The 26,524-nt window shown below is 56.6% G+C and carries 23 protein-coding genes; 7 read left to right on the forward strand and 16 right to left on the reverse strand.

Annotation, left to right across the window (positions count from 1 at the left end; all coding sequences use genetic code 11):
- Positions 1-93 precede the first annotated feature (93 nt).
- Positions 94-1,269 (reverse strand): mannose-6-phosphate isomerase, encoded by a 1,176-nt coding sequence (manA, locus tag GVO84_RS09810; RefSeq protein ID WP_159513992.1) that lies wholly within the window; start codon positions 1,267-1,269, stop codon positions 94-96.
- Between the two features lie 199 nt (positions 1,270-1,468).
- On the opposite strand from manA, the gene fumA reads away from it, so the two are divergent.
- Complete coding sequence (gene fumA / locus GVO84_RS09815; RefSeq protein ID WP_159513993.1) at positions 1,469-3,115, forward strand: class I fumarate hydratase FumA; 1,647 nt, start codon at positions 1,469-1,471, stop codon at positions 3,113-3,115.
- Between the two features lie 180 nt (positions 3,116-3,295).
- Positions 3,296-4,690: a class II fumarate hydratase gene (fumC, locus tag GVO84_RS09820; protein WP_126794291.1), complete on the forward strand. Its 1,395-nt coding sequence runs from the start codon at positions 3,296-3,298 to the stop codon at positions 4,688-4,690.
- On the opposite strand, the gene tus is transcribed toward fumC, so the two are convergent.
- From tus to rstA, 4 genes are all read right to left on the reverse strand, one after another.
- Positions 4,691-5,620 (reverse strand): DNA replication terminus site-binding protein, encoded by a 930-nt coding sequence (gene tus / locus GVO84_RS09825; RefSeq protein WP_159513994.1) that lies wholly within the window; start codon positions 5,618-5,620, stop codon positions 4,691-4,693. It abuts the gene before it with no gap.
- Between the two features lie 73 nt (positions 5,621-5,693).
- Positions 5,694-6,992: a two-component system sensor histidine kinase RstB gene (gene rstB / locus GVO84_RS09830; RefSeq protein WP_159513995.1), complete on the reverse strand. Its 1,299-nt coding sequence runs from the start codon at positions 6,990-6,992 to the stop codon at positions 5,694-5,696.
- A 75-nt stretch (positions 6,993-7,067) separates the two neighbouring features.
- Positions 7,068-7,328 (reverse strand): hypothetical protein, encoded by a 261-nt coding sequence (locus GVO84_RS09835; protein ID WP_159513996.1) that lies wholly within the window; start codon positions 7,326-7,328, stop codon positions 7,068-7,070.
- Between the two features lie 251 nt (positions 7,329-7,579).
- Positions 7,580-8,296, reverse strand: a complete 717-nt coding sequence (gene rstA, locus GVO84_RS09840) for a two-component system response regulator RstA (RefSeq protein WP_021241154.1) — start codon at positions 8,294-8,296, stop codon at positions 7,580-7,582.
- Between the two features lie 128 nt (positions 8,297-8,424).
- Here rstA and GVO84_RS09845 point away from each other — a divergent pair, with 128 nt between their 5' ends.
- Complete coding sequence (locus tag GVO84_RS09845) at positions 8,425-8,760, forward strand: GlpM family protein (protein ID WP_063142993.1); 336 nt, start codon at positions 8,425-8,427, stop codon at positions 8,758-8,760.
- Here the strand turns inward: GVO84_RS09845 and folM are convergent.
- The 3 genes from folM to ydgH all read right to left on the reverse strand — a co-directional run bounded on the left by folM (position 8,757) and on the right by ydgH (position 12,030).
- Positions 8,757-9,479: a dihydromonapterin reductase gene (gene folM, locus GVO84_RS09850; RefSeq protein WP_159513997.1), complete on the reverse strand. Its 723-nt coding sequence runs from the start codon at positions 9,477-9,479 to the stop codon at positions 8,757-8,759. The genes GVO84_RS09845 and folM overlap by 4 nt on opposite strands.
- 39 nt (positions 9,480-9,518) lie before the next feature.
- On the reverse strand, positions 9,519-10,901 hold the full coding sequence (locus tag GVO84_RS09855) for an amino acid permease (protein WP_159513998.1): 1,383 nt from the start codon (positions 10,899-10,901) through the stop codon (positions 9,519-9,521).
- A 184-nt stretch (positions 10,902-11,085) separates the two neighbouring features.
- A complete protein-coding gene (gene ydgH / locus GVO84_RS09860) occupies positions 11,086-12,030 on the reverse strand; it encodes a DUF1471 family protein YdgH (RefSeq protein WP_024909331.1) in 945 nt (314 codons plus the stop codon).
- Positions 12,031-12,565: 535 nt separating this feature from the next.
- On the opposite strand from ydgH, the gene pntA reads away from it, so the two are divergent.
- Both pntA and pntB read left to right on the forward strand, forming a co-directional pair.
- Complete coding sequence (gene pntA / locus GVO84_RS09865) at positions 12,566-14,095, forward strand: Re/Si-specific NAD(P)(+) transhydrogenase subunit alpha (protein WP_121423520.1); 1,530 nt, start codon at positions 12,566-12,568, stop codon at positions 14,093-14,095.
- 10 nt (positions 14,096-14,105) lie between these two features.
- Positions 14,106-15,494 carry a Re/Si-specific NAD(P)(+) transhydrogenase subunit beta gene (pntB, locus tag GVO84_RS09870; RefSeq protein ID WP_024909329.1) on the forward strand — a complete coding sequence of 463 codons (1,389 nt, stop codon included), beginning with the start codon at positions 14,106-14,108 and terminating at the stop codon, positions 15,492-15,494.
- A gap of 125 nt (positions 15,495-15,619) precedes the next feature.
- Here pntB and uspE read toward each other — a convergent pair whose 3' ends face one another.
- The 7 genes from uspE to GVO84_RS09905 form a co-directional block, all read right to left on the reverse strand.
- On the reverse strand, positions 15,620-16,570 hold the full coding sequence (gene uspE, locus GVO84_RS09875; protein ID WP_023335478.1) for a universal stress protein UspE: 951 nt from the start codon (positions 16,568-16,570) through the stop codon (positions 15,620-15,622).
- A 109-nt stretch (positions 16,571-16,679) separates the two neighbouring features.
- Entirely contained in the window at positions 16,680-16,862 is a 183-nt protein-coding gene (locus tag GVO84_RS09880) for a hypothetical protein (protein ID WP_014883604.1), read from the reverse strand.
- Positions 16,863-17,008: 146 nt separating this feature from the next.
- Positions 17,009-17,761: a fumarate/nitrate reduction transcriptional regulator Fnr gene (fnr, locus tag GVO84_RS09885; protein WP_006174991.1), complete on the reverse strand. Its 753-nt coding sequence runs from the start codon at positions 17,759-17,761 to the stop codon at positions 17,009-17,011.
- 183 nt (positions 17,762-17,944) lie between these two features.
- A complete protein-coding gene (ogt, locus tag GVO84_RS09890; protein ID WP_121423521.1) occupies positions 17,945-18,460 on the reverse strand; it encodes a methylated-DNA--[protein]-cysteine S-methyltransferase in 516 nt (171 codons plus the stop codon).
- A gap of 10 nt (positions 18,461-18,470) precedes the next feature.
- Positions 18,471-19,997, reverse strand: coding sequence for a p-aminobenzoyl-glutamate transporter (abgT, locus tag GVO84_RS09895; protein ID WP_032657666.1), 1,527 nt, complete (start codon positions 19,995-19,997; stop codon positions 18,471-18,473).
- Between the two features lie 41 nt (positions 19,998-20,038).
- On the reverse strand, positions 20,039-21,484 hold the full coding sequence (locus tag GVO84_RS09900) for a M20 family metallopeptidase (RefSeq protein WP_121423522.1): 1,446 nt from the start codon (positions 21,482-21,484) through the stop codon (positions 20,039-20,041).
- Positions 21,484-22,794 (reverse strand): M20 family metallo-hydrolase, encoded by a 1,311-nt coding sequence (locus GVO84_RS09905; RefSeq protein ID WP_159513999.1) that lies wholly within the window; start codon positions 22,792-22,794, stop codon positions 21,484-21,486. Before GVO84_RS09905 ends, GVO84_RS09900 begins: the two co-directional genes overlap by 1 nt.
- Before the next feature lie 175 nt (positions 22,795-22,969).
- On the opposite strand from GVO84_RS09905, the gene GVO84_RS09910 reads away from it, so the two are divergent.
- Both GVO84_RS09910 and smrA read left to right on the forward strand, forming a co-directional pair.
- Positions 22,970-23,881, forward strand: coding sequence for a LysR family transcriptional regulator (locus tag GVO84_RS09910; RefSeq protein WP_159514000.1), 912 nt, complete (start codon positions 22,970-22,972; stop codon positions 23,879-23,881).
- Between the two features lie 354 nt (positions 23,882-24,235).
- A complete protein-coding gene (smrA, locus tag GVO84_RS09915) occupies positions 24,236-24,799 on the forward strand; it encodes a DNA endonuclease SmrA (RefSeq protein ID WP_032657658.1) in 564 nt (187 codons plus the stop codon).
- 26 nt (positions 24,800-24,825) lie between these two features.
- Here the strand turns inward: smrA and tcp are convergent, their stop codons facing one another.
- Positions 24,826-26,487 carry a methyl-accepting chemotaxis citrate transducer gene (gene tcp / locus GVO84_RS09920; RefSeq protein ID WP_159514001.1) on the reverse strand — a complete coding sequence of 554 codons (1,662 nt, stop codon included), beginning with the start codon at positions 26,485-26,487 and terminating at the stop codon, positions 24,826-24,828.
- Positions 26,488-26,524: the final 37 nt, after the last annotated feature.

Below are 26,524 nucleotides of genomic sequence, written 5' to 3' on the forward strand. Positions count from 1 at the left end.
TATCCCTAAAATGAAACCAGGCGGTAAAAACCGCCTGGAGATATTAAGCCTGCAACTAGCTTAGCAAGAGTTGTTAAAAAATTCAGTAAGTGCTTAAAGCTTATTGAAAACGCGCGCCAGGCGACCGGCGCCGCTTACGCTAACCGGAGACTCATTGGCTGCAACGAATGCTGACTCACCGGGCTTAAGCACCAGACGCTGTTCGCCTTTGCGCAGCGTCGCTTCGCCCTCCACGCAGAACAGGATTGCCGCGCTCTCCTGCGCGATGGCGATTTCGGCCTGGCTCAGGTCGTGCAGGGAGAAGGCAAAATCTTCAACCGGAATCGGGAAGTCCAGCTCTGCGCCGTTTTTCACCGGCTGAGTCAGCAGCTCCGCGGCAGGTTTCGCTACGAACTTCACGTTGGCAACCAGCTCAGGGATGTCGATGTATTTCGGCGTCAGGCCCGCGCGCAGCACGTTGTCGGAGTTGGCCATCACCTCCAGCGCCACGCCCTGCAGATAGGCGTGAGGGGTTTCCGCGAACAGGAACATCGCTTCGCCCGGGTTTAGCTTCACCACGTTCAGCAGCAGAGGGGAGAACAGGCCGCTGTCGTCCGGGTAGAATTCGGAAATCAGACGGATGGTCTCCCACGGTTCACCCTGCTGGCTGTCCAGGGCTGCTTTCAGCACCGCCAGCGCGTGAGATTTCTCTTCACCCTGCATATTCAGCAGGCTGGCAAACAGCTGGCTCAGCGCGTCTGCGTTCGGGTTTTCGAGGAAGTGGGCGATAGCCTTGTTGGCACCCGCGACCGGTTGCAGCAGAGAAACGATCTCTGAAAACTCGCGGAACGCGTTCATCGCCAGGAACGGAGTCAGCGCAAAGACCAGCTCCGGCTTGTGGTTAGGATCTTTGTAGTTACGCTCGGCGGCGTCTAGCGGGATACCCGCCGCGTTCTCTTTCGCAAAGCCGATTTCAGAGGCTTTCTTGTTCGGGTGAACCTGGATGGAGAGCGGCTGGTCGGCGCACAGCACCTTGAACAGGAACGGCAATTCGCCAAAGCGCTGAGCGACCTTATCACCCAGCAGCGCGGCTTTATCGGCATCAATTACGTCACGCAGGCTGCGTACCTGGCCGCTGGCGTCTTCAATTTTTGAGCTGCTCTTCGGGTGTGCCCCCATCCACAGTTCTGCCATCGGCAGGTTGTTCGGGTTCGCGATACCGTAGAGATCCGTTAACGCAGTTTTACTTCCCCAGGCGTAGTTTTGCACTGAGTTAATGAGTTTTTGCATTATCAAGCCCTGATTCAATTGTGGAATTAACTCCGGGTATTAAAGCAATAAACCTCATGGAAGTAACCTGTGGATGTAAAAAGTCGTACTAGTCTCAGTTTTTGTTAAAAAATTGTGTAGGATAAGCTGACTCGCTTTTAAGCCGGGCAGCGGAACATCTGCCCTGAATAAACAGACCGAAGCAGTAAGTGAGAGACCAATGTCGAATAAACCCTTCCATTATCAGGATCCTTTCCCCCTCAGTAAGGATCGGACCGAGTATTACCTGTTAACCCGCGATCACGTCTCCGTCTCTGAGTTTGAAGGACAAGAGATCCTCAAGGTTGATCCGCAGGCGCTGACGCTGCTGGCGCAGCACGCTTTCCACGACGCCTCGTTTATGCTCCGCCCAGCGCACCAGCAGCAGGTTGCCGATATCCTGAGCGACCCGCAGGCCAGCGAAAACGATAAATACGTTGCCCTGCAGTTCCTGCGTAACTCAGACATCGCGGCGAAAGGTGTTCTGCCAACCTGTCAGGACACCGGCACGGCGATCATCGTCGGTAAAAAAGGCCAGCGCGTCTGGACCGGCGGCGGTGACGAAGCGGCCCTGGCGCACGGCGTCTACAACACCTACACCGAAGACAACCTGCGCTACTCGCAAAACGCGGCGCTGGATATGTACAAAGAGGTCAACACCGGCACCAACCTGCCTGCACAGATCGATCTCTACAGCGTCGACGGTGACGAGTACAAATTCCTCTGCATCGCCAAGGGCGGCGGTTCAGCCAACAAAACCTATCTCTACCAGGAAACCAAAGCGCTGCTCACCCCGGGCAAGCTGAAGAACTACCTGGTTGAGAAGATGCGCACCCTCGGCACCGCGGCGTGCCCGCCGTACCATATCGCGTTTGTGATTGGCGGTACGTCGGCTGAAAGCACGCTGAAAACCGTCAAGCTGGCCTCAACCAAATACTATGACGGTCTGCCTACCGAAGGTAACGAGCACGGCCAGGCGTTCCGCGACGTGCAGCTTGAGCAGGAACTGCTGGAAGAGGCGCGTAACCTGGGCCTCGGGGCGCAGTTTGGCGGCAAATACTTTGCCCACGACGTGCGCGTGATCCGTCTGCCGCGTCACGGTGCATCCTGTCCGGTCGGGATGGGCGTGTCTTGCTCTGCGGATCGCAACATCAAGGCGAAGATCAACCGCGAAGGCGTGTGGATCGAAAAACTGGAAAACAACCCGGGTAAATACATTCCGGAAGAGCTGCGTAAAGCGGGTGAGGGTGAAGCGGTTCACGTCGACCTGAACCGTCCGATGAAAGAGATCCTGGCGCAGCTTTCGCAGTATCCGGTTTCGACCCGTCTCTCCCTGAACGGCACGATTATCGTGGGCCGCGACATCGCGCACGCGAAGCTGAAAGAGCGTCTGGACAACGGTGAAGGGCTGCCGCAGTACATTAAAGATCACCCGATCTACTACGCCGGCCCGGCGAAAACGCCTGAAGGCTATGCCTCCGGCTCGTTAGGCCCGACCACGGCGGGCCGCATGGACTCGTACGTTGACCAGCTGCAGGCCAACGGCGGCAGCATGATCATGCTGGCGAAAGGTAACCGCAGCCAGCAGGTGACGGACGCCTGCCACAAGCACGGCGGCTTCTACCTCGGCAGCATCGGCGGCCCGGCGGCGGTGCTCGCGCAGGGCAGCATCAAGAGCCTGGAGTGCGTGGAATACCCGGAACTGGGTATGGAAGCCATCTGGAAAATTGAAGTGGAAGACTTCCCGGCGTTTATCCTCGTGGATGACAAAGGTAACGACTTCTTCAAGCAGATCCAGTCCTCTCAGTGTTCGGCCTGCGTGAAGTAAGCTAAAAAGCCGGGTGGCGGCTGCGCCTTACCCGGCCTACGTGTTCGGTAGGTCGGGTAAGCGTCAGCGCCACCCGACACCAATAAGAGCGCACAAAGCGCCATATCGTTTCCCAGAAGTCATCAATACTTATCCCTTAAGCATGTGAGCAATCCCTCTTTTGTTATCAAGGAGAAAGTAATGACCACGGTACGCCATGAGAAAGATTCGATGGGCGCCATCGACGTCCCGGCCGACAAGCTCTGGGGCGCGCAAACCCAGCGTTCGCTGGAGCATTTCCGTATTTCGACTGAAAAAATGCCCGTCTCGCTGATTCAGGCGCTGGCGCTCACCAAACGCGCCGCCGCTAAGGTGAACCAGGATTTAGGCCTGCTGACGGCAGACAAAGCGACCGCCATCATCAACGCCGCCGACGAAGTGCTGGCGGGTAAGCATCCCGATGAATTCCCCCTCGCCATCTGGCAGACCGGTTCCGGCACCCAGAGCAACATGAACATGAACGAAGTGCTGGCGAACCGGGCGAGCGAACTGCTGGGCGGCGTACGCGGCATGGAGCGTAAGGTCCATCCGAACGATGACGTCAACAAAAGCCAGAGCTCTAACGACGTCTTCCCGACGGCGATGCACGTGGCGGCGGTGATTGCTATCCGCGAGCAGCTTATCCCGCAGCTCAACGTGCTCAAATCCACGCTCAACGAGAAAGCGCAGGCCTTCCGCGACATCGTTAAAATTGGCCGTACGCACCTGCAGGACGCCACGCCGCTGACGCTCGGCCAGGAGATTTCCGGCTGGGTGGCGATGCTGGAACATAACCTGAAGCACATTGATTACAGCCTGCCGCATCTGGCGGAGCTGGCGCTCGGCGGGACGGCGGTCGGTACCGGGTTAAACACCCATCCAGAATACGCGGTGCGCGTGGCGGAGGAGCTGGCAAACATCACCGGACAGCCGTTCGTTACGGCGCCCAATAAGTTTGAAGCGCTGGCGACCTGCGATGCGCTGGTCCACACCCACGGCGCGCTGAAAGGGCTGGCGGCCTCGCTGATGAAAATCGCCAACGACGTGCGCTGGCTGGCCTCGGGCCCGCGCTGCGGCATCGGTGAAATCAGCATTCCGGAAAACGAGCCGGGCAGCTCTATCATGCCGGGTAAGGTCAACCCGACCCAGTGCGAAGCCATGACCATGCTCTGCTGTCAGGTGTTGGGCAACGACGTGGCCGTCAACCTGGGCGGTGCGTCCGGCAACTTCGAGCTAAACGTCTATCGCCCGATGGTGATCCACAACGTTCTGCAATCGATTCGTCTGCTGGCGGACGGGATGGAGAGCTTTAACGAGCACTGTGCGGTAGGGATTGAGCCGAATCGCGAACGTATCAGCCAGTTGCTCAATGAATCCCTGATGCTGGTGACGGCGCTGAATACCCATATCGGCTACGACAAGGCCGCCGAGATCGCTAAAAAAGCGCATAAAGAGGGGCTGACGCTGAAAGCCTCCGCTCTGGCGCTGGGCTATCTGACGGAGGCGGAGTTCGACGCCTGGGTTCGCCCGGAGGCGATGGTCGGCAGCCTGAAATAGTTATCCCGCCACGTACAGGTGCAGCCGCGGAATAATCAGCTGCAGCGGCTGCGCCTGAGGTCTGTAACGGTGCTGGACATTGTCCGCATCGTAATTCAAAAGCTCACCAATATCCGGCACGATGGCCCTCTGATCGGCATCATAAAGCGCAATCAGCGGCGTCGGACAGGCATACTGAACCTGTTTTTGCTGACCGGAATACCAGATGCGGGCGATAGGCTGCACCTTCACCGGGCGCTTTATCTTGAGGCGCGTGTCCACCGGCAGCGAGGCGATGCTGTGATACTCCTGTTCCAGGCGCTCAATCCACTGTTCACGTGACCACGGTGCGACGGTGCGCGGCGTCTTCAGGCTTTTTTCCAGCTGCGCCAGGATCTCATCCCGGGTGAAGTTTTTAATGATGTGCTTATTCGCCCAGCCGAAGCGCAGCGTGGCGGGGTGACGCAGCACCGTCAGCGTGCGATAGGCGTTCAGGGTAATCAGCCCCGGAAGCTGGCGGTGCACCCATTCAAACCGGGCGGCAGGGGCGAGACCGGACTCTTCGGTGATGATCTTTTCAAAAGCCGCTTTCAGGGTGTTGATATGGGTAATCTGGCTTTCCAGCGCGTCGCGCGTTGTCGCATCGGTTTGCAGGCAGATCACGCCGGGCAGACGCACGGCCGCCTTACTGCTGCGGTTTTCTGACTGCTGCTGGATAAACAGGCGGCGATAGTGTTTCAGCGCCAGCTCAAGGGCGGCGCTACCGATGTGCTGTTCAACCTCGATGGCGTCCAGCGGGTCGTGCTCGGCCCCTTTAGCCACATCGGGCAGGGTAAAGACGCGCGCGGCCAGCAGGCGGCAGGCCTGCAAACGTTCGGTCAGGGTCAGGAGCTCGTGTTCTATTTCCCGAAACGTGCTGTTCAGCCGTTCGAGGAGATCGTAGGTCGCCATAAACACTCTCATTAGTTACAACATACTTATCATATAGCACAGCACGCCGGGTCAGGCCAGCGTGCGGTTGAGGTCAGGCAGGGACGGGAAGGGCGATGTTATGGTACACCGGCCAGCTAAAGCAGAAGCGCGCGCCGCCGAGCTCGCTCTCTTCGCAATGCACCGTGCCGCCCATCGCCTGCGCGATAGAGTAGACAATTGCCAACCCCAGGCCGCATCCGCCTGTGGCGCGATCGCGGCTGGGGTCGAGGCGGACAAACGGTTCAAACACGGTTTCTCGCGCTTCCGGGGCGATCCCCGGACCGTCATCCTCTACCGTCAGGCTGGCCTGATTGCCCTGCAAATCCAGCCCAATCTGTAGCGTACTTTCGCTGTAGCGCATGGCATTGTTCATCAGGTTGTCCAGCACGCGCTCCATCAGGCGCACATCGAGCGCGCCGTAATCACCCGGCGTGACGCGCGTTAACAGCGTGCGCTGCGGGTTCACGCTCTGAACGTCATCGATGTGGGTTTGCAGCCAGGCGGGCAAGTCCGGCGTGCTGAGGTTCAGCTCATTTTGCGGGCGATCGAGGCGCGCGTAGGTCAGCAGCTCCTCAATCAGCCCTTCAAGCTGGCCAATGTCGCGGTTAAGTGCCTGAGACTCCGCTTCCGTCAGATTCTCGCTCATCTCCAGACGATAGCGCAGGCGAACCAGCGGCGTGCGCAGCTCGTGGGCAATCCCGTCGATCAGCTGCTTCTTACTGGCAATCAGGGCATTGATGTTATCGGCCATCTGGTTAAAGGCCACGCCCAGACGTTCAAAACTGGAACCGCTGTCAAAGTGGATGCGTTCGGTAAAATGCCCCTCGCCAAAGCGCTGCGCGGCGGATTCCAGCTTCAGCATGTCCTGCCAGTGGGGGCGCATCCAGATAAAGACCGGAAACGCGAGCGAAATGGCGATAAAGGCCATCAGCGCCATGTCCAGCAGACGCATCTGGTGCAGATAATAGAGATAGGGCACCGGCCCGACGGCCAGCACGTAATGGCTGCGCGGAATACGCTGGATAAAGGTGTATTTCTCGTCCAGCGCGACGATGTCCCCGTCGCGCAGACGCTGCATGGCGGGCGGATCCAGCTCAAAATCTTTTAACGGCTCGATGCGTAAATCGAATGACAGGTTCAGATCCAGCTCTTTGAGGGTTTTCGCCCAGTCGTGCGGCGGGATCTCTCTCAGCTCGCTGCGCATCAGATAGAGCGAGCTTTTCATCAGATCGTCCAGCGACTGCCTGCCCGCACGTTCGGCGGTGAATTTATAGACCAGCCCGACCAGCATGGTCATGACCAGGAAGCAGACAAACAGCAAAAGATAAAACTGCACAAACAGCTTTTTCATTGGATCTCACCGAAGAAACGCTTTGTGCAGAATATACATGAAAACCCGTCGATATTTTCATGTCTGTGAAGCGTGTTACATGGCTTTCGCGCTGTTTTTTACCTTGGCGATGAGTGTTTCCGTTACGGCCAGTCCTTCCGCAATGTGCATATCAATCACATCGGCCCCAAATTCGTGAATTAAATCCAGGAGAATTTCGTAAGACTGGATGAGTTCAAGGAGATCAAAGATCGCTTTTTGATCGGCGCGTGAGGGGGAGGGATAGCTAAGCGCTGCCTGATTAACAATCCATTCAAGATTGGTTTTGATGGCTTCTACCTGACTGTAGCTATACATATTTCATGGGCTTAAATCCTCATTTCAAGATTTTATGGGAGAGGTATCGTGAGAGCTTCACGGTGATAAAAGAGTCTGCATGTCGCCGGGGCAGTGCTGGCTGTAGAAAGGATGGATGAAGTTTTAATTTGGGATAGTTCGCGTGCTTAGCAAGTTAATTGTTGCGCAAACGTAAAAATAAACGCGCGAAAGAAGGACATCGCTGTGTAATGCCTTCATTTCGCGCACGTTATGCTAGCCAGATAACGGAATCAGGTTTCCCAGGCATGCGGGGCAAACAGGTAACCCTTATTACGCACGGTTTTAATGCGGTAGGGCTCGGTAGCGTTATCCTGCAGCTTTTTGCGCAGACGCGAAATCGCCACGTCAACGCTGCGGTCCATTCCGTCATAGCTCACGCCGCGCAGATTTTTCAGCAGCGCGTCGCGGTCCATGATTTGCCCGGCGTGCGTTGCCAGCTCCCACAGCAGGTCAAAATCTGCGGTGGAGAGGGCGATAAGCTCGCCAGAGAGCAGCACCTGGCGGTTAATGGGGTCAATAGACAGAGTACCGAAGCGCATCGCTTTGTGCGGCGTCAGAGACGGCGCGGGCGCTTCGCGTTCGATGCTGGCGTGCTGGCGTAAATGCAGGCGCAGGCGTGCAAGCAGGACGGCAGGCGGTGTGGTTTTCAGAATGTAGTCATTGGCGCCCATCTCCAGCGACAAAATGTGGTTCATATCGCTGTCCAGTGAGGTGAGCAGGACGATAGGTCCCTCCCAGCGGGCGCGCAGGTCACGGCAGAGCGTCATGCCGTCTTTGCCTGGCAACATGATATCCAGCAGCACCAGATCCGGGTTTTCACGGACGACCACCTCTTCGGCACGATCGCCGCGAGGTTCAACAATGACGTCCATATCATGTTTACCCAGATAGGCGGCGATCAGTTGCCCGACTTCGGGTTCGTCTTCAACATAAACAATCTTATTCATACAGCGTCTGTTTTCGTGAAAAAAGCCAACATACACCGCGAAACCTTAACCTTCCATTAATCTTTCAAAATTAACGCCGGTTCCGTTATTCTGGCTCATATTGTGTGTTGATTATTCCAGGGAAAAATATGGGGCTGGTGATCAAAGCCGCGCTGGGCGCGCTGGTGGTGTTACTGATTGGCGTTCTGGCAAAAACGAAAAACTACTATATTGCCGGGCTAATCCCGCTGTTTCCGACCTTTGCGCTGATTGCTCACTATATTGTGGCTTCTGAACGGGGCACGGAAGCGTTACGCACGACCATCGTGTTTGGCATGTGGTCTATCATTCCGTATTTTCTGTACCTGCTTTCGCTGTGGTATTTCACCGGTTTTCTGCGTCTTCCCCTGGCGCTGAGCGGGGCGGTGGTCTGCTGGGGACTCAGCGCCTGGGTGTTAATTTTCTTCTGGAGCCGCTTTCACTAGCGCAGCGGTCGGCCGCCGTCCACGGCAAAGGTTCTGCCGGTGACGTAGCAGCTGGTGAGCAGGTAATCCACAAGGTCGATGACCTCTTTCTCGCCCGGGGCGATTTTCATGAGCGACTTATTCAGCGCCTGCTGGCGATACTCCGCATCATCGTTTTCGTTAAACAAAATCATCGCTGGGGCGATGGCGTTCACCTTCACCTCGGGCGCGAGCTTGCGGGCAAACGAGCGCGTCATGTTATCCAGCGCGGCTTTGCTGGCCGCGTAGGCGATGTGCTTGTCGCTTCCGCGCTCCACCACATAATCGGTAAAGTGAATAATGTCGCTGGCCGCGTGCCCATGACCGCGCAGCAGATCCTGCAGGGCGTGGTTGAGCAGATAAGGGGCATTGACGTGGATTTGCAGCATGGCGGAGAGCGTTTCGCTGAGTGACGTACCGGGTTTTTCGGCACGCCATGCGCTGGCGTTATGGATCACGGCGCGCAGCCCCGTCGTGGTGGATTTCACCTCTTCCGCAAAAGCCAGAATGCCTTCATCGGTTGAAAAATCAGCCTGAATGCAGACAGCACCGGCTTTACGTAATCCTTCAATCGACGGGTATTCCGTACGGTAGCTGACAATGACCGGATGGCGAAGGTTGAGAAAGTGATGGGCGAGGGCGAGGCCGATACGGCGGCCTCCGCCGGTAATCAGTATTGGGCGAAGCGGTGCATTTCCCATCGTATTCTCCTTTACAGTTCAACAATGGGAAAGGCGATGCTATCCCATTAACATCCAGGTTGCCGGTAGGGCAGCAACCAGTAGCAGTCCAATTAATGCCATCTCACGGCGTTTCAGCGCATTCTCCAGCTGATGCGTGCGGCGGGCGTAGATAAACACCAGCAGACCCGGTGCGTACAGCACTACCGACAGCAGCAGATGCAGAGGTCCGGAAGCATACAACAACCACAGGCCGTAAATACAGGCTCCGACACCCACGACATAATGCGCCGGGCGTGTGGCAATTTTTAACAGATACGCACCCACTAAGAAATAGGGTACCAGAATCATCTCCGAGGCGATGGTCAGCAGGGTGTTATAGTCTGAACCTGTGAGCCAGATCAGCACCAGACAGATCTGAACGCTGATGTTGGTCAGCCAGAGTGATGCCGACGGTGCGCTGTTTTTGTTTTGACGGGCAAACAGGCGAGGAAACGCCTTGTGCGTCGCGGCCAGGAACGGCACTTCAGCCGCCATGATGGTCCAGCTCAGGTAAGCGCCGCAGACGGAGACGATCAGCCCTGCGGCAATCACCACATCGCCCCAGGGGCCGAGCATTTTCACCATCAGGCCTGCCATTGACGGGTTACGCATTTCAGCCAGCTCAGGACGCGCCACCACGCCCAGCGACAGCAGCGTCACCAGCAGATAGACCCCGAGCGCAGCCAGTACGGCCAGCAGCGTCGCGCGGCCCACATCGCGTTTATTCCGGGCCCGGGCAGAAACCACGACCGCGCCTTCAACGCCGATGAATACCCACAGGGTAATCAGCATCGTGTTTTTCACCTGCTCCCAGACGGGAACGCCCAGCGCAACGCCGCTGAAATCGAGCTTAAATACGTCCAGACGGAACGCAATAAAAGCCAGAACGATAAACAGGCCGAGCGGAACCAGTTTCGCCAGCGTCGCCACCAGGTTGATGCTGGCGGCCGTTTGTACGCCACGCAACACCAGCCAGTGGACGAACCACAGTAACACCGAGGCGCCCACAATAGACTGCCAGGTGTTCCCGTCGCCAAAGAAGCGCAGCTCAGGCGTATCGGTAAAGAAACTGAGCGCCGAGAAGACAATAACCAGATAGGAGACGTTGGCGATAACCGCACACAGCCAGTATCCCCACGCGGAACAGAAGCCAATCAGCTCGCCGAAACCTTCACGCGCATAGGTGAAAATGCCGCCGTCCAGATCCGGGCGAATGCGGGTGAGCAGCAGCATGGCGAAGGCCAGCAGCAGTATTCCGACACCCGTAATGCCCCAGCCAATGATGAGCGCGGAAGGGCTGGCGACGGCGGCCATATTTTGCGGCAAACTGAATACGCCTGCACCCAGCATTGAGCTTAAAACGAGTGCAGTCAGAGCACTCAGGCCAAGTTTCTTTTCCATTGGCTTCCTGTTATGAAAGGTCAAAATCCAGAATAATTATTTCGCTCAGGCGCATAAAAATGGTGGATCACACTAAGGCGCGGGATTTTACGGAGTGTAACGAAAGCATGCAATGACGTGGGGCAGAAATTCAAAAAAAGTAACAAAAAAGGCGGCATTGCGCCGCCTTTCGTAAACGATTTTGTTACTTGTACAGATCGGCGCTGATGGTCACGTTGTTACCACGTTCCTGCCACTGGCGGGTAATGTGGTAGTACTTCGCCCCTTTCTTGGCCGCACGCTTCGCGACCTGGTAAGAGACTTCCGTCATGTTGCCGTAGTTGCCGGTAAACTTGATGCTGTCGAACGGCACCATCTGCGCTGCAGTGGCGTTGTTCAGCTCTTCAATTTTGGTACCGTCCGGCAGCGTAACGGAGTAACGGCCACCTTTCGTGGACTGCGTTTCGAAGAAACGGCCCACTTCAGCGCTTGGAGCAGCCGTCGTTGCTACGCCTGGAATTTCAACTTTCTTCGCTTCTTCGCCGCCTTTAGCTATCGCCGCGCGACCTGCTTCTGAATTCGCCGGGATGGCATCCGGGCTCTGCAGAACACGTTTTTTCGCATCTTTTTTATAGATGAACGCGGTAATACGCTGGTTGCCACCCTGGTTAGCATCGACCTGACGCACGATGAAGAAAGAGTAGGCCCCTTTCTCTTTCGCGGCTTTGGTGATGGCATCGTTCACTTCAGGCTGGCTGCGATAGAAGCCCTGAACGGTGACGGTGTCGTAAGGTTCCAGCTCAATCGCCTGATCTTTCGGCAGTTCAACAACACCGTTGATCACGCGGTTTTTCGGTGCGTCAGCTTTTGGCGCATTGTCTTTGAACAGCGCAATGGTCACGCGCTGGTTACCGCTGTTGCCGTAATCGGACTGGTCGACGACATAAAACGAGGCAGCCCCGTTTTTATCAGCAGCTTTTGATGCCGCGGCGACGGCGTCGCCAATCGAATTATAACGACCCACAATGACCGTATGGTCAAAAGGTTTTAACGCTGCCGCTTGCTCCGGCGTTAACTCTGTTGCGGCATTCGCAGACAGGGCGGTCGCGGAAAGAAGTGCGGACGCCAGGAGTGTGTTCTTAAGCTTCATAAAAATGATCCTTCGCCTTGCGCAAACCATGTACTGGTATTGTTGTTAATTTGAGACGGTCCCGATTATTGCATTTAAAACCCGTCGCTGTCTGCGCCATTTTTCACTGCCTGTGCTGACTGAATCACCGAATTCGATAACATTTAGTGATATGTTGAAAAAACACGCGTTTGACAAGTAAAACTGATAAAGCATATGACTTTTACAAGTTAATTTAATGTTAATAAGTTGTTCTCTTATGGCGCTATATCATGTTTTTACCGCTCCGCTTGCGCGATTTATCGGTTCTGGCAATGAATTTAAGGTAAATATCACTGTCAGTGACGCCGATCGCTTATTTTTCACAGATAAAGTAAGAAATAGTGTTTTCTGGCGGTAGATCGCGGGCGCTATTTTCAGTAGGTTATAGACAGTTTGTTACTGTTTTATTTTCCGGGGTTAATCATATCTCGTCGCTCGCGCGATGGCGAAAGTTGATACAAACCGCGGGCATTTATCGATAAACCATCATCAAAAACCGATGGAAGGGAAAACTATGCGTATTGGGGTACCAAAAGAACGGTTAGCCAATGAAACCCGCGTAGCGGCAACACCGAAAACGGTGGAGCAACTGCTTAAACTGGGTTTTACGGTCGCGGTTGAAAGCGGCGCAGGCAAACTGGCGAGTTTCGATGACGAGGCCTTTATCCAGGCTGGCGCGGAAGTGGTCGACGGTGCTGACGTCTGGCAGTCGCCGGTGATTCTGAAGGTCAACGCACCGGAAGAGAGTGAGATTGCGCTGCTGAATCCCGGGACGACCCTGGTGAGCTTCATCTGGCCTGCGCAAAATCCGGAGCTGATGGAGAAGCTGGCAGCCCGTGGCGTGACCGTGATGGCGATGGACTCCGTGCCGCGCATTTCGCGCGCGCAGTCGCTGGATGCCTTAAGCTCCATGGCAAACATTGCCGGCTACCGCGCCATTGTTGAAGCTGCCCACGAATTTGGTCGCTTCTTTACCGGTCAAATCACCGCCGCGGGTAAAGTCCCTCCGGCGAAAGTGATGGTGATTGGCGCGGGTGTGGCGGGCCTTGCCGCAATCGGTGCGGCAAACAGCCTGGGCGCGATCGTACGCGCCTTTGACACCCGTCCTGAAGTAAAGGAACAGGTCCAGAGTATGGGGGCCGAATTCCTTGAGCTGGACTTCAAGGAAGAGGCTGGCAGCGGCGACGGTTACGCGAAGGTGATGTCCGAAGCGTTTATCAAAGCCGAAATGGAACTCTTCGCCGCTCAGGCGAAAGATGTCGACATTATTGTCACCACCGCGCTTATCCCGGGTAAACCGGCGCCGAAGCTGATTACCCGTGAGATGGTTGACTCCATGAAGTCGGGCAGCGTGATTGTCGACCTGGCCGCCCAAAACGGCGGTAACTGTGAATATACCGTACCGAATCAGGTGACCACGACCGCGAACGGCGTGAAGGTGATCGGTTATACCGATCTGCCGGGCCGTCTGCCAACGCAGTCTTCTCAGCTCTACGGCACTAACCTGGTCAACCTGCTCAAGCTGCTCTGCAAAGAGAAAGACGGCAACGTCACCGTTGATTTCGACGATGTGGTGGTGCGCGGCGTCACCGTGGTCCGTGAAGGTGAAATTACCTGGCCTGCGCCGCCTATTCAGGTTTCTGCTCAGCCTCAGGCGGCACCGAAAGCGGCACCCGCGCCAAAAGAACCCGCCAAACCGGCTTCTCCGTGGCGTAAATACGCGATCATGGCGCTGGTGATTATTCTGTTCGGCTGGCTGGCTGACGTCGCGCCAAAAGAGTTCCTCGGCCACTTTACCGTCTTCGCGCTCTCCTGCGTCGTAGGCTACTACGTGGTGTGGAACGTCTCCCATGCGCTGCATACGCCGCTGATGTCGGTAACCAACGCCATCTCCGGGATCATCGTGGTGGGGGCGTTACTGCAGATTGGTCACGGCGGCTGGATCAGCTTCCTGAGCTTCATCGCGGTGCTGATCGCCAGTATCAATATTTTCGGTGGTTTCACCGTGACTCAGCGCATGCTGAAAATGTTTCGTAAAGGCTAAGGGGTAGCATATGTCTGGAGGATTAGTGACAGCCGCATACATTGTTGCTGCAATCCTGTTTATTTTCAGTCTGGCGGGGCTTTCCAAACACGAAACGTCTCAGCAGGGGAATAACTTTGGTATCGCCGGGATGGCGATTGCGCTGATTGCCACCATCTTCGGGCCGGATACCGGCAACGTGGCGTGGATCCTGGTGGCGATGATCATCGGCGGCGCGATTGGTATTCGCCTGGCAAAACGCGTTGAAATGACCGAGATGCCGGAGCTGGTTGCCATTCTGCACAGCTTCGTGGGTCTGGCGGCGGTGCTGGTGGGCTTCAACAGCTACCTGTATCACGAACCGGGCCTGGAGCCGATTCTGGTGAACATCCACCTGACGGAAGTGTTCCTCGGTATCTTCATCGGTGCGGTGACCTTCACCGGCTCTATTGTGGCGTTCGGCAAGCTGCGCGGGAAGATCTCTTCTAAACCGCTGATGCTGCCAAACCGTCATAAGCTGAACCTGGCGGCGCTGGTGGTGTCGTTTGTACTGCTGGTGGTCTTCGTGCGTACCGAAAGCGTCGGTCTGCAGGTGCTGGCGTTGCTGGTCATGACCATCATCGCGCTGGCCTTCGGCTGGCACCTGGTGGCGTCCATCGGCGGTGCGGATATGCCGGTGGTTGTCTCGATGCTGAACTCCTACTCCGGTTGGGCCGCAGCGGCGGCAGGCTTTATGCTGAGCAATGACCTGCTGATCGTCACCGGTGCGCTGGTGGGTTCTTCCGGTGCGATCCTGTCTTACATCATGTGTAAGGCGATGAACCGCTCGTTCATCAGCGTTATCGCCGGTGGTTTCGGGACCGACGGGTCTTCTTCCAGTGCGGATGAAGAAGTGGGTGAGCACCGTGAAATTTCTGCGGAAGATACCGCAGACATGCTGAAAAACTCGCATTCCGTGATCATCACCCCGGGCTACGGCATGGCGGTGGCACAGGCGCAGTATCCGGTGGCGGAAATCACCGAGAAGCTGCGCGCGCGGGGCATTAAGGTTCGCTTTGGTATTCACCCGGTGGCAGGGCGTCTGCCGGGCCACATGAACGTGCTGCTGGCGGAAGCGAAAGTGCCTTACGACATCGTGCTGGAAATGGATGAGATCAACGATGATTTCGCCGATACCGACACCGTGCTGGTCATTGGTGCTAACGATACCGTTAACCCTGCTGCACAGGACGATCCGGGTAGCCCAATCGCCGGTATGCCTGTTCTGGAAGTGTGGAAGGCGCAGAACGTGATTGTGTTTAAACGCTCCATGAATACCGGCTATGCCGGGGTTCAGAACCCGCTGTTCTTCAAAGAGAACACCCATATGCTGTTTGGTGATGCCAAAGCCAGCGTGGATGCGATTCTGAAATCACTCTGACAGGGTAAAGCCCGGTGGCGCACAAGCTTACCGGGCCTACCAAATCCGTAGGCCGGGTAAGGCGAAGCCGCCACCCGGCAAAAAAAAACCGCCGGTTCCCCGACGGTTTTTTTTCATCCTGCTGGTTAATCGTCTTCAGGATCGTCCAGCTCAACCGGCGTCTGGTACTCATCCGGCTTAATGACCAGCAGGTCGCAGCGCAGATGGTCGATCACCTGTTCGGCGGTATTGCCGAGGAACGCCGCAGAAATACCGGTCCGGCCAATGGTGCCCAGCACCACAATCCCCGCCTGCAGGTGTTCCGCCAGGTCCGGGATCACCTCTTCAGGCAGCCCTTTTTCCACGTGGGTCATTTTCTCATCGATGCTGAATTTCTGGCGCAGCGCTTTCATGGCCAGCAGGTGCTGACCGCGGATCGCGTCGTTGTACACGCTCGGGTCAAATTCAGGCAGCTCAATGGCAATGTTAATCGGGGTGACCGGATAGGCGCCAACCAGATGCACTTCGGTATGATTCACCTGATCGGCAAGCTGGATGGTCTCCTTCACCAGCTTCTCGTTCAGCGAATTGTGGTAATCCTCTTCGCTCGCGAGGTTTACCGCCACAACGGCTTTCCCGCCTTCAGGCCACGGCTGGTCTTTCACCATCCAGACCGGGCAAGGGCATTTACGCAGCAGGTGCCAGTCGGTCGGGGTGAAAATCACGGATTCCAGCTTGTCGTGCTGGTGCGCCATCTTCAGCAGCAGGTCGTGCCCACCGGCGACAATCTCCTGGATGATGGCTTCGAAAGGTCGGTTATGCCAGACCACTTTAATATCAATGGGTACACCCGCTTCCAGGTAATACTTCGCCTGTTCACGGATCCACGCGGTACGCTGGCTGATGACGCCCTGACGCATAGCGGTGCGCTCGTCAGGCGACAGAAGGGTGGTCATCTCATACGAGAAGTCATAGATCGGCAAAAACGCTTTGATTTTGCCACCAATCCGTTGATGTAAATACACAGCGCGTCGTAATGCTGGCTGATCGTCCTGATTCGGATCGATAGCTACCAGCATGTTTTGATACTTGGCCATACAGGTCTCCTTACTACTGTCACCACAGTCTGTAATTAAAAGAGTAACCTATATATCCTGAATGAAACAGAGGGGAGGTTTTACCAGATCAATAATTCATGAAAAATTATCAGAGGAAAAGTACCGTGGTCGTCACTGCGATAAACGCAATAAACAGCAGCACCATCACCGCTATCGCAAAGGTCGTGGAATCCTGAACGTAGGTTTTTTCCTCCCCCTTCATCGGGCCGACAAGCATGATCCAGATGAAGATAAAGGTCACTGAGGCAATCACGACTGAAACGAAAAACAAACTTTCTCTCAATTCATAACCTCAACGAGAACCTTTCGGGCGCTGTGTGGGGACGTGCTGCGGTGAAAATATCTTGGAACGGAAGTGATTATACCAGACCAATAAATCACAAGAATTTATCAGTCTGGTCATCAACAGGCGGAAAGTTACGCCACGTTGCGGGCGTGCCCGGCAAGAACGGCCAGCGCTTCACCGTTTTCGATAGTGATGTATTTACCCTTAACGGCCAGCATTCCGCTTTTCTGGAAACGGCCCAGCAGACGGCTGATGGTTTCCACGGTCAGACCCAGGTAGTTACCGATATCGCCACGCGTCATCGTCAGACGGAATTCACGTGGCGAGAAGCCACGCTCGGCGAAGCGGCGGGAGAGGTTGTAGATAAACGCGGCCAGGCGCTCTTCCGCATTCTTTTTGGAAAGCAGCAGGATCATGTCCTGATCGCCTTTGATCTCACCGCTCATCAGACGCATCATCTGCTGACGCAGGTTAGGCATCTTGCCGGACAGATCGTCCAGGGTTTCAAACGGGATTTCGCAAACCATCGAGGTTTCAAGTGCCTGAGCAAAGCTCGGATGATGGCCCGTGCCGATGGCATCAAAGCCCACCAGGTCGCCCGCCAGATGGAAGCCGGTGATCTGCTCATCACCCTGTTCGGTGATGGTATAGCTCTTGATGGTGCCAGAACGGATAGCATAGAGCGATTTCAGTTCGTCTCCCGCTTTAAACAGCGTCTGCCCTTTCTGAATAGGCTTTTTGCGCTCGATGATATTATCAAGCTGATCGAGTTCATGCTCATTCAGGGTAAACGGGATACAGAGCTGGCTGATGCTGCAATCCTGGCAATGGATAGCACAACCGCCAGACTGAATGCGTCGTATAATTCGCTTTTCCGGGATCATAGGTTTGCTCAAGCCTTAATTGATATTGGTCAATTTTAACATCTTTTTGGTAAGTACGTAAGCCTGACAAACCCTCAATAAGGACAAGAGACGGCAACGTGTCGCCATCTTCTTGAAATTCCACAGCTTGATTATGGATTTTTAGCCTAACCGGAAGAAAATTAAGCACAAAAAGCCTGGGAACTAGAGCAAGAGATACCCTTCGTGACGCAGCAACCACTCTTTGCGCTGCACGCCACCGGCATAGCCCGTCATGGTACCGTTACGGCCAATGACGCGATGGCAGGGCACCACGATGCTGACCGGGTTAGAGCCGTTCGCGGCACCCACCGCGCGTGCGGCCCCTGCGCGGCCTAGCTGCTCCGCGAGCTGGCCGTAATGCATGACCTGCCCGCACGGAATCGACCGCAGGGCCTGCCACACTTCGCGCTGGAAAGGGGTGCCTGCCGTAGCGGTCGGCAGAGTATCGATGATGCTGAGATCGCCTTCGAAGTAGGCCGCAAGCTTGTCGCTCAGCCCGCCCGGGTTGGTGGCGTGAATACGTTCATACCCCTGCGCGCGGTAGTGAACATGGAGCAGTTCTTCCATGCGGTCGCTGTGCTCTTCCCATTCGACGGCGCGCAGGCAGAACTGCTCGTCCGCGATCACCCACAGCGGCCCGAGCGGCGTCGCAATCTTATCTTCGAGTAATCTCAGCATCCTCATTCCTTTAGTTCAGCCTCGGGTAAATCCCCGGCCCAATCGGCAGGCCGACAAGATACCATGCCACCAGCATCACCAGCCATACCCCTAAAAAGATAAGCGGATAAGGTAAAACCAGCGAATAGTAGGTACCCAGTTTGGCTTCCGGTTTATAGCGCTGCAGGAAGCCTAAAAACAGCGGAACAAACGGCGAAACCGGCGCCAGCGGAATCACCGAGGAGTCCGCGATGCGAAACAGGATCTGCGCAAACGCCGGATGGAACCCCAGCATCATAAACATCGGCACGAAGATCGGGGCCAGAATCGACCAGATGGCGGAGCCGCTGGCGATAAACATGCACAGCAGGGATGACAGCAGCGCCAGACCGACAAACGCCGGTACGCCGCTTAGCCCGGCAGCCTCCAGCGCGTCGGTCAGCCCCACGGCCATAAACTTGCCCATGTTGCTCCAGTTAAACATCGCCACAAACTGCGCCAGCGGGAACACCATCACGATAAAGCCCGCCATCTCTTTCATCGGCTCGATCATCAGCTGCGGCAGATCGCCCTGACGGCGGATTTTGCCGGTCGCGATACCGTAGGCGAGTGAAACGACAAAGAAGAAGAGGATAATCAGCGGTACGATGCCCTGAATAAACGGCGACGGCAGGACGGTATGTTTAACCGGATCGCGCAGTATGCCGTTTTCCGGCACCACCATTAGCGCCACCAGCGCGATAAAGGCCAGCGAGACCACGCCAGCCACGCGCAGGCCGAAGCGCTGCTCTTTGCTCAGGGTGTCCAGCTTTTCATCGCTACGGCCTTCCCATTTACCCAGGCGCGGCTCAATGATCTTGTCGGTAATCAGCCCGCCGACAATCGTCAGGACAATCACCGAGCTTGCCATAAAGTACCAGTTGTCGATCACGCTGACGTGCATTGCCGCATCAATGGTCTTTGCCGCCTCCGTGCTGATGCCGGACAGCAGCACGTCGGTGGTGACGATCAGCAGGTTGGCGGTGAATCCGCAGCCCACGCCCGCAATCGCCGACAGCAGGCCCGCCACGGGATGACGCCCGACGGCGAGGAAAATCAGCGCCCCCATCGGCGGCATGATCACCAGCGCGGCGTCGGAGGAGATATGGCTGAAGAAGGCGATAAATAGCACCATATAGCTGGCGTAACGGGCGCTGACGTGCGAAGCCATCTTCACCATTAATGCGGGCAGCAAGCCCACGCGTTCCGCCAGCCCGGCACCCAGCACCAGCGCCAGAATGGCGCCCAGCGGGGCGAAACCGCTGAAGTTTTTGATAACGTTCGGCAAAAACCAGTGCAGTCCGTCAACGCTGAGCAGGTTTTTTACCGCCACCAGGCTGCCGTCAGCCGGGCTGCGCACGCTCACGTCAAAGGCGGAGAGCACGGCGGTGGCGACCATTAAAATCACAATCAGATAGATAAACAGCAGGAAAGGGTGCGGCACTTTATTGCCGATCCTTTCAACCCAGCCATAGAGCTTACCGGATGGGGAATGCGAAGGTATGGATGACATACTCATGGGCGTTCCTCGGGAGTGTTGTGTTGTTGTGTTGTGTTTTTTTATTTTAAAGGTGACGGTGTCACGCCCTGTGGGATCGGACACACGTACGGTTTTTCTTGTAATTGTTGTTCGAACTCTTCACGGCATTTTTTCAGCAGCGCTGCGTCCTGCAGCAGATTGAGCACGGTCGCGCCCATTACTTTTCCGGCCAGCAGCATGCCTTTGTGGGCGATGGAGGTACGCCCCTGCGCCACCAGTTGCCAGGTGTGCAGCGGCGTGCCGACGGTAAAGCAGGGGCTGAAGCACTGGGCGACCGGCATTTTCCAGCTGACGTCGCCCACGTCCGTGGAGCCAGCCAGCACGTTGTCGGTGACGGCATAGGGCGCGACTTCATCCACCAGCAGCGTCTCCTGATGACGACGGGCAAAGGCTTTACCCGCGTCTCCCCCCGTTGCGGCAATATTTTTCAGGCTGTTTTGCAGATCGTTGGGCGTCAGGGTGGCGCGGATCTCGCGGGCGAAGGCGCGTTCTTCCTCCGTCCAGAGCGGTGTGCCGTAGTGCTGCAGGGCGCGATACATCGCCGCCTCGAGCGTACGGTTCGGCAGGTAGCTGGAGCAGGCTTTATCAAAGCGACACTCGACGGTGGTTTCGGTCATCATCGCCGCGCCCTGGGCGATTTTCTCGATGCGTTCGTAAATCTGCTGCGCATCGGCCATCTCCGGGGCGCGGATCAAGTACAGCACCTCAGCCTGCGCCTGTACCACGTTGGGCGAAATCCCGCCAGTATCGGTAATGGCGTAATGGACGCGCGCTTTCTCAATGATGTGTTCGTTGAGGAAGTTGGTGCCGGTAGTCATCAGCGTCACGGCGTCCAGCGCGCTGCGTCCCAGATGAGGGGAGTTGGCTGCATGCGCCGCCACGCCGTGAAAACGCCAGGCTGCCTGAATATTCGCGAGCGTGCTGACGTTAAACATCCCGGCGAAGGCTTCCGGGTGCCAGGTGACGGCGGCATCGACGTCATCAAACAGACCTTCGCGCACCATAAAGGTTTTCCCGGAGCCACCTTCTTCACCGGGACAGCCGTAAAAACGCACCGTTCCGCTGCCGCCGTGCTGTTCCAGCCAGCTTTTCACCGCCACCGCGCCCGCAAGCGCCGCGGTGCCTAAGAGGTTATGCCCGCAGCCGTGGCCGTTGGCTCCCGGCGTGGCGGATTGCGCCGTTGCGCAGTGCGCCTGCTGGCTTAACCCGGCCAGCGCGTCGTATTCACCCAGCAGGGCGATGACCGGTTTCCCGCTGCCGAAGCTGGCGATAAAGGCGTTGGGGATGCCGCCTGCCTCGCGCGTCAGCGTAAATCCTTCTGACTCCAGCTCGCTGGCGAGCCGCTCGGCGGACCAGAACTCTTCAAAGCGGGTTTCAGGACGATCCCAGATCGCGTCGGCAATATCGGTTAACGTCCGACATCGCGTGTCGATCGCATCGGCAATAAAAGCATAGTTCTCCTGCATTACACACCTCGCGTCCACGGGAAATTGAGCGCAGTTCGCGCCAGCGTTTCAATGGCGATGGTCATGACCTGCTCATCGAAGTCGAATTTTTCGTTGTGATGTCCGGCGCTCAAATCCGTGCCGAACACCATATAGGACGCCATGCCGCCGTTCTGCTGCACGCGGGCCATCATCAGCGTGGCGTCTTCGGAGCCTGCTGGCGCCTTCACCTTATCGATAGCGTGGACAACCCCGGAAACCTGGCTTGCCTGTTCGCGCAGATAATCAACCCACGCCGGTGTCGGCGCGCTGGAGGTCGCGGCACCCATCAGGCGCATCTCGGCGCGCACGCCGTAGAGCGCCGCTGCACCGGTAATGACCGCCTGCGCGCGTTCAAAGACGTACTGATTAATCGCTTCGCTTTCACCGCGGGTTTCAACCTTTATCAGGGCATTCGCAGGTACCACGTTGCGTCCGCTGCCCGCCTGCATCACCCCGACGTTCACCCGGGAGGCGCCTTCGCTGTGCGGGGCGATGCTGTGCAGGGCGAGGGCGGCCTGCGCGGCGGCGAGCAGGGCGTTACGTCCGTCCTCCGGTTTACCGCCCGCGTGTGCGGCAACGCCGGTAAAGTTCACGTCAAACTTGGTGGTGGCCATAAAGTTATCGCTGCCGCAAATCACCGTTCCGGCAGGGACGCCGGTACCAATATGGATGGCGGTGAAATAGTCCACGTCGTCCAGCGCCCCGGCGGCAACCATGGCGCGCGCGCCGCGGGTGCCTTCTTCGGCAGGCTGGAAGATCAGCTTGAGGGTGCCGTTGAGCTGCGCTTCATTCTGCTTAAGCACCCGCGCCAGCCCCAGACCAATCGTGGTGTGGCCGTCGTGCGCGCAGGCGTGCATCATTCCCGGATTGCAGGAGGCAAAACCGTCGCGAAACGGGCGATGGCTTTCATCCAGCGCTTCGCTTAAGTCAAGAGCATCCATGTCGACGCGAAACGCCAGGGTCGGTCCAGGACGCCCGGTATTGAGGGTCGCCACAATGCCGGTAAACCCGCCTTCAAACGGCGCCAGCCATTTCTCAGGCGCGCCCTGCGCCCGCGCGCGGGCAAACTCTTGTGCCAGGGTAGCGGCATCGGGCAACCCCATCCGGCTTTCGGCATCCACCACGTCGCGACCCATCGCCAGTTCGTAACCCAGCGAGTCGAGAATTTCCGCGACCTTCGCGGCGGTACGAAACTCTACCCAGCCGGATTCCGCATAATGGTGAAAATCACGACGCCATGCGCTCAGCTGCGGGGATAACGTCTGGATGTACTGCGCCAGTGTGTCCATATCTGTTCCTGTCATCATTAAAATATGTGAACTGCTTCACGCTGTGATAGTTTTTACTTATCACTAACCGATTTTTCACAGTTTTAACCGTTCAGGAATTACCCTCGCACATCCCTTTCCATTAAAGTAGATGACAGTTTCTTTACTCTGATAAACAACGGTTATCGGTCGGGCTATGACATTCCAGATTAAATTTCATCAAATCCGGGCGTTTGTTGAGGTTGCGCGTCAGGGCAGCATTCGCGGTGCCAGCAGGACGCTGAATCTTTCCCAGCCGGCGCTGACCAAATCCATCAAAGAGCTGGAGGAGGGCATGGCGGCGCAGCTTTTCGTGCGCAGGAGTAAGGGCGTCGCGTTGACCGAATGCGGCGAGGGCTTTTACCAGCGCGCCAGGCTGATTCTGGAAGAGCTGCGCGCGGCGCAGGATGACATCCGTCAGCGTCAGGGGGAGCTGGCCGGGCAGATCAACATCGGAATGGGGGCCAGCGTTTCACGCACGCTGATGCCCGCCGTCATTACCCGCTTCCATGCGCAGCATCCGCAGGTCAAGGTGCGGATTATGGAAGGGCAGCTGGTGTCGATGATCAATGAATTACGCCAGGGCGAACTGGACTTCACCATCAACACCTATTATCAGGGGCCTTACGACCAGGAATTTACGTTTGAAAAGCTCTTCGAAAAACCGTTTGCGGTATTTTGTCGGGATGGACATCCGGCCATGGGGGCGACGTCTATTAATGAACTTCTGCATTATAACTGGACAATGCCGACGCCGCGGGGAAGCTATTACAAGCAATTAGAAGAGGTATTTAGCGATCGTTCGCAAATACCGCGAATTGGTGTGGTTTGCGAAACCTTTTCTTCCTGTATTAGCCTGGTCGCGCAAAGTGATTTTTTAAGCATATTGCCGCAGGAGCTAGGCTGTGACCCGCTGCTGGCGCACCGTCTGGTTATGCTGCCGGTTGTCGAATCGCTTCCTAAAGCGGCCTATTATTTAATTCAGCGCCGTGATTCACGGCAGACGCCCCTGGCGGAATCATTAATTACGCAATTCAGAAGGGAAGCCAGAAAATTAATCGGAGCGTGAAATGCTTATTAAAAAAACAGGATCTGCCCGACATCAGACAGACCCTATAGTACACACAGCAGTGCGTCCTTTCGCCAATCCTGGGTATTATTTCCATGGGGCAGGTATATTTAGGTATAACACTTTTCCCGAAAAATGAAAGGCAGGCGAGTGATTGATTTAATGAAATTTTAACACAAATCACGTATTTTACCTTTGCTGAAATTTTAGTTAAGTCTGGTTTAAGTTTATTTAATAATTACTATATATATTCATCAGGTTAATAATATTGCCACGCATCGCCCTGTAACGGTGATTGAGGCCGGTCTCTGGCGCAGGTATAGTACAGTCCTCAGATGTAGCCGGAGGATGTCCATGAACCCTGACGACAAATCATTTTTTCTTGACGCCATGGAAGATGTCCAGCCCCTGAAGCGCTGCGCGGATATTCACTGGCAGCCCAGCCGCAATACGCGGGCGCGCGAGGAGGTGGATAGCGAACAGCTGGATAACTTCCTGACGCTGGATTTTCTTGACGTGCTTCCCCTGGAGGAGCCGCTGGCGTTCCAGCGCGAAGGGGTACAGCAGGGCGTTATCGATAAGCTGCGCTCGGGTAAATACGCCCGCCAGGCCAGCTTAAACCTCCTGCGTCAGCCAGCGGAACGCTGCCGTCAGATGCTCTATTCTTTTATCCGCCAGGCCGGACGAGACGGGTTACGCAATCTGATTATCATTCACGGGAAAGGGCGCGAGCAGAATTCGCATCCCAATGTGGTGCGCAGCTATCTGGCGCGCTGGTTAACCGAGTTTGAGGAAGTGCAGGCTTTCTGCGTGGCGCTGCCGCATCACGGCGGCAGCGGGGCATGCTATGTTTCACTGCGAAAATCCGATGAAGCAAAACAGGAAAACTGGGAGCGGCACGCCAAGCGCAGCCGCTAGCGGGCGATTTCTCGCCCGCTGGTGACTCAGAAGGTTTCCCAGTTGCTGTCGGTAGAGGCGGCTGTCGTGGCCGGGCGCAGCAGCTGTGGCGTTTTCAGACTGGCCGGGCGTGGGGCGACCGCTTTTTCTTTGCCGTTCAGGCGAAACGCCGCTACCGCCTGGCGCAGCTGCTCGGACTGATCTTCCAGTGCCGCAGCCGCCGTGGCGGACTCCTGCACCAGCGCGGCGTTTTGCTGCGTCACGCTATCCATCTGCGAAACGGCCAGGCTCACCTGCTCAATACCGCGGCTCTGCTCGTCAGAGGCAGATGAAATCTCACCCATGATATCGGTCACGCGGGTGACGGCGGCGACAATTTCCTTCATGGTGGTGCCAGCCTCGCTGACCTGCTCAGAACCGGTATTCACCCGGCTGACGGAGTTCTCAATAAGCCCTTTGATCTCTTTCGCCGCCTGCGCGCTGCGGCTCGCCAGCGTACGGACTTCGCCTGCAACAACCGCAAAACCGCGCCCCTGTTCCCCGGCGCGCGCCGCTTCCACCGCTGCGTTAAGCGCCAGAATGTTGGTCTGGAACGCGATGCTGTCAATCACGCCGGTAATATGCGCGATTTGCTGCGAACTGTCGGCGATTTCGTTCATGGTGCGAACCACGTTATCCACGACGTGACCGCCGCGCGCGGCCGTTTCAGAGGCGTTTTTCGCCAGCAGCGTGGCCTGACGGGCGTTATCGGAGTTCTGTTTAACCGTCGCGGTCAGCTCTTCCATGCTGGCGGCGGTCTCTTCCAGCGAGGCGGCCTGCTGCTCGGTGCGGGCGGACAGATCGTTGCTTCCTGCGGCAATTTCGCCTGCGCCGGTGTAGATGGAGTCGGTACTTCCACGTACGGCGCTGACGGTGGTCACCAGCGACTGCTGCATCTCATGCAGGCCGGCGGCCAGCTGCCCCATCTCGTTGCGACCAGAGATGGCGATATCCTGCGTCAGGTCGCCCCCTGCAATGGCGCGAATATGGTTCATAATGGAGTGGAGTGGTTTTAACAGCAGGTGTTGTAAACCCTGCCAGATGACCACCAGAACCGCGATAACGGCGAGCAGAATCGCCGCCAGCGTCCACTGCATCTGCGTGAAGCTGCTCTGGTTCTCTTCGGTTGCGGCCTTCAGCAGGGTGTTGTTTTCGGCGCGCCAGCGGTTATAGACCGCCTCCATCTCGTCCTGCGCCTGCTGGGCGTCCAGATCGCCATAGGCCTGATAGTTGTCGGCACGCAGATACTCAATCGATAAGCGCATCACCTCGTGCATCTGGTTCCAGGACTTCTGCATCTCGTCGGTTAATGCCGCCTCCTGGCCCTTAACCTGCGGCAGCTTCTGCCACTCTTTGTTATAGGCTTCGGCTTTTGCCAGCGAGTCGCCTGCGGTGCCAAGCAGCTTATTGATCGCCGCAAGGGAAGCCGGGTCACGCTGGTTTTTCAGGTAGCGGATCGCCACGCGGGTGACGGTGACGCGCGTTTTCACCAGCGTGTTCACGCTGTCGCTCAGGCTTTCCTGCTGGGCATTGAGCACGCCGGAGTTCTGGAAGTTATGGCGATCGTTACTGACGGCAGAGTAGAACAACCCTCCCGTGACAACTTGCAGCAGACAGAATATGGTGAGGGCAAAGATAATACCGGTAATCACGTGCAGATTTTTCAGCATAGCGGTCGTCCGTTAGAGAAGATGCAGGGGTACTTCA

Origin of the sequence: Enterobacter sp. SM3 (genome assembly GCF_009811935.2) — a bacterium.
Classification (GTDB): Bacteria; Pseudomonadota; Gammaproteobacteria; order Enterobacterales; family Enterobacteriaceae; genus Enterobacter; species Enterobacter asburiae_D.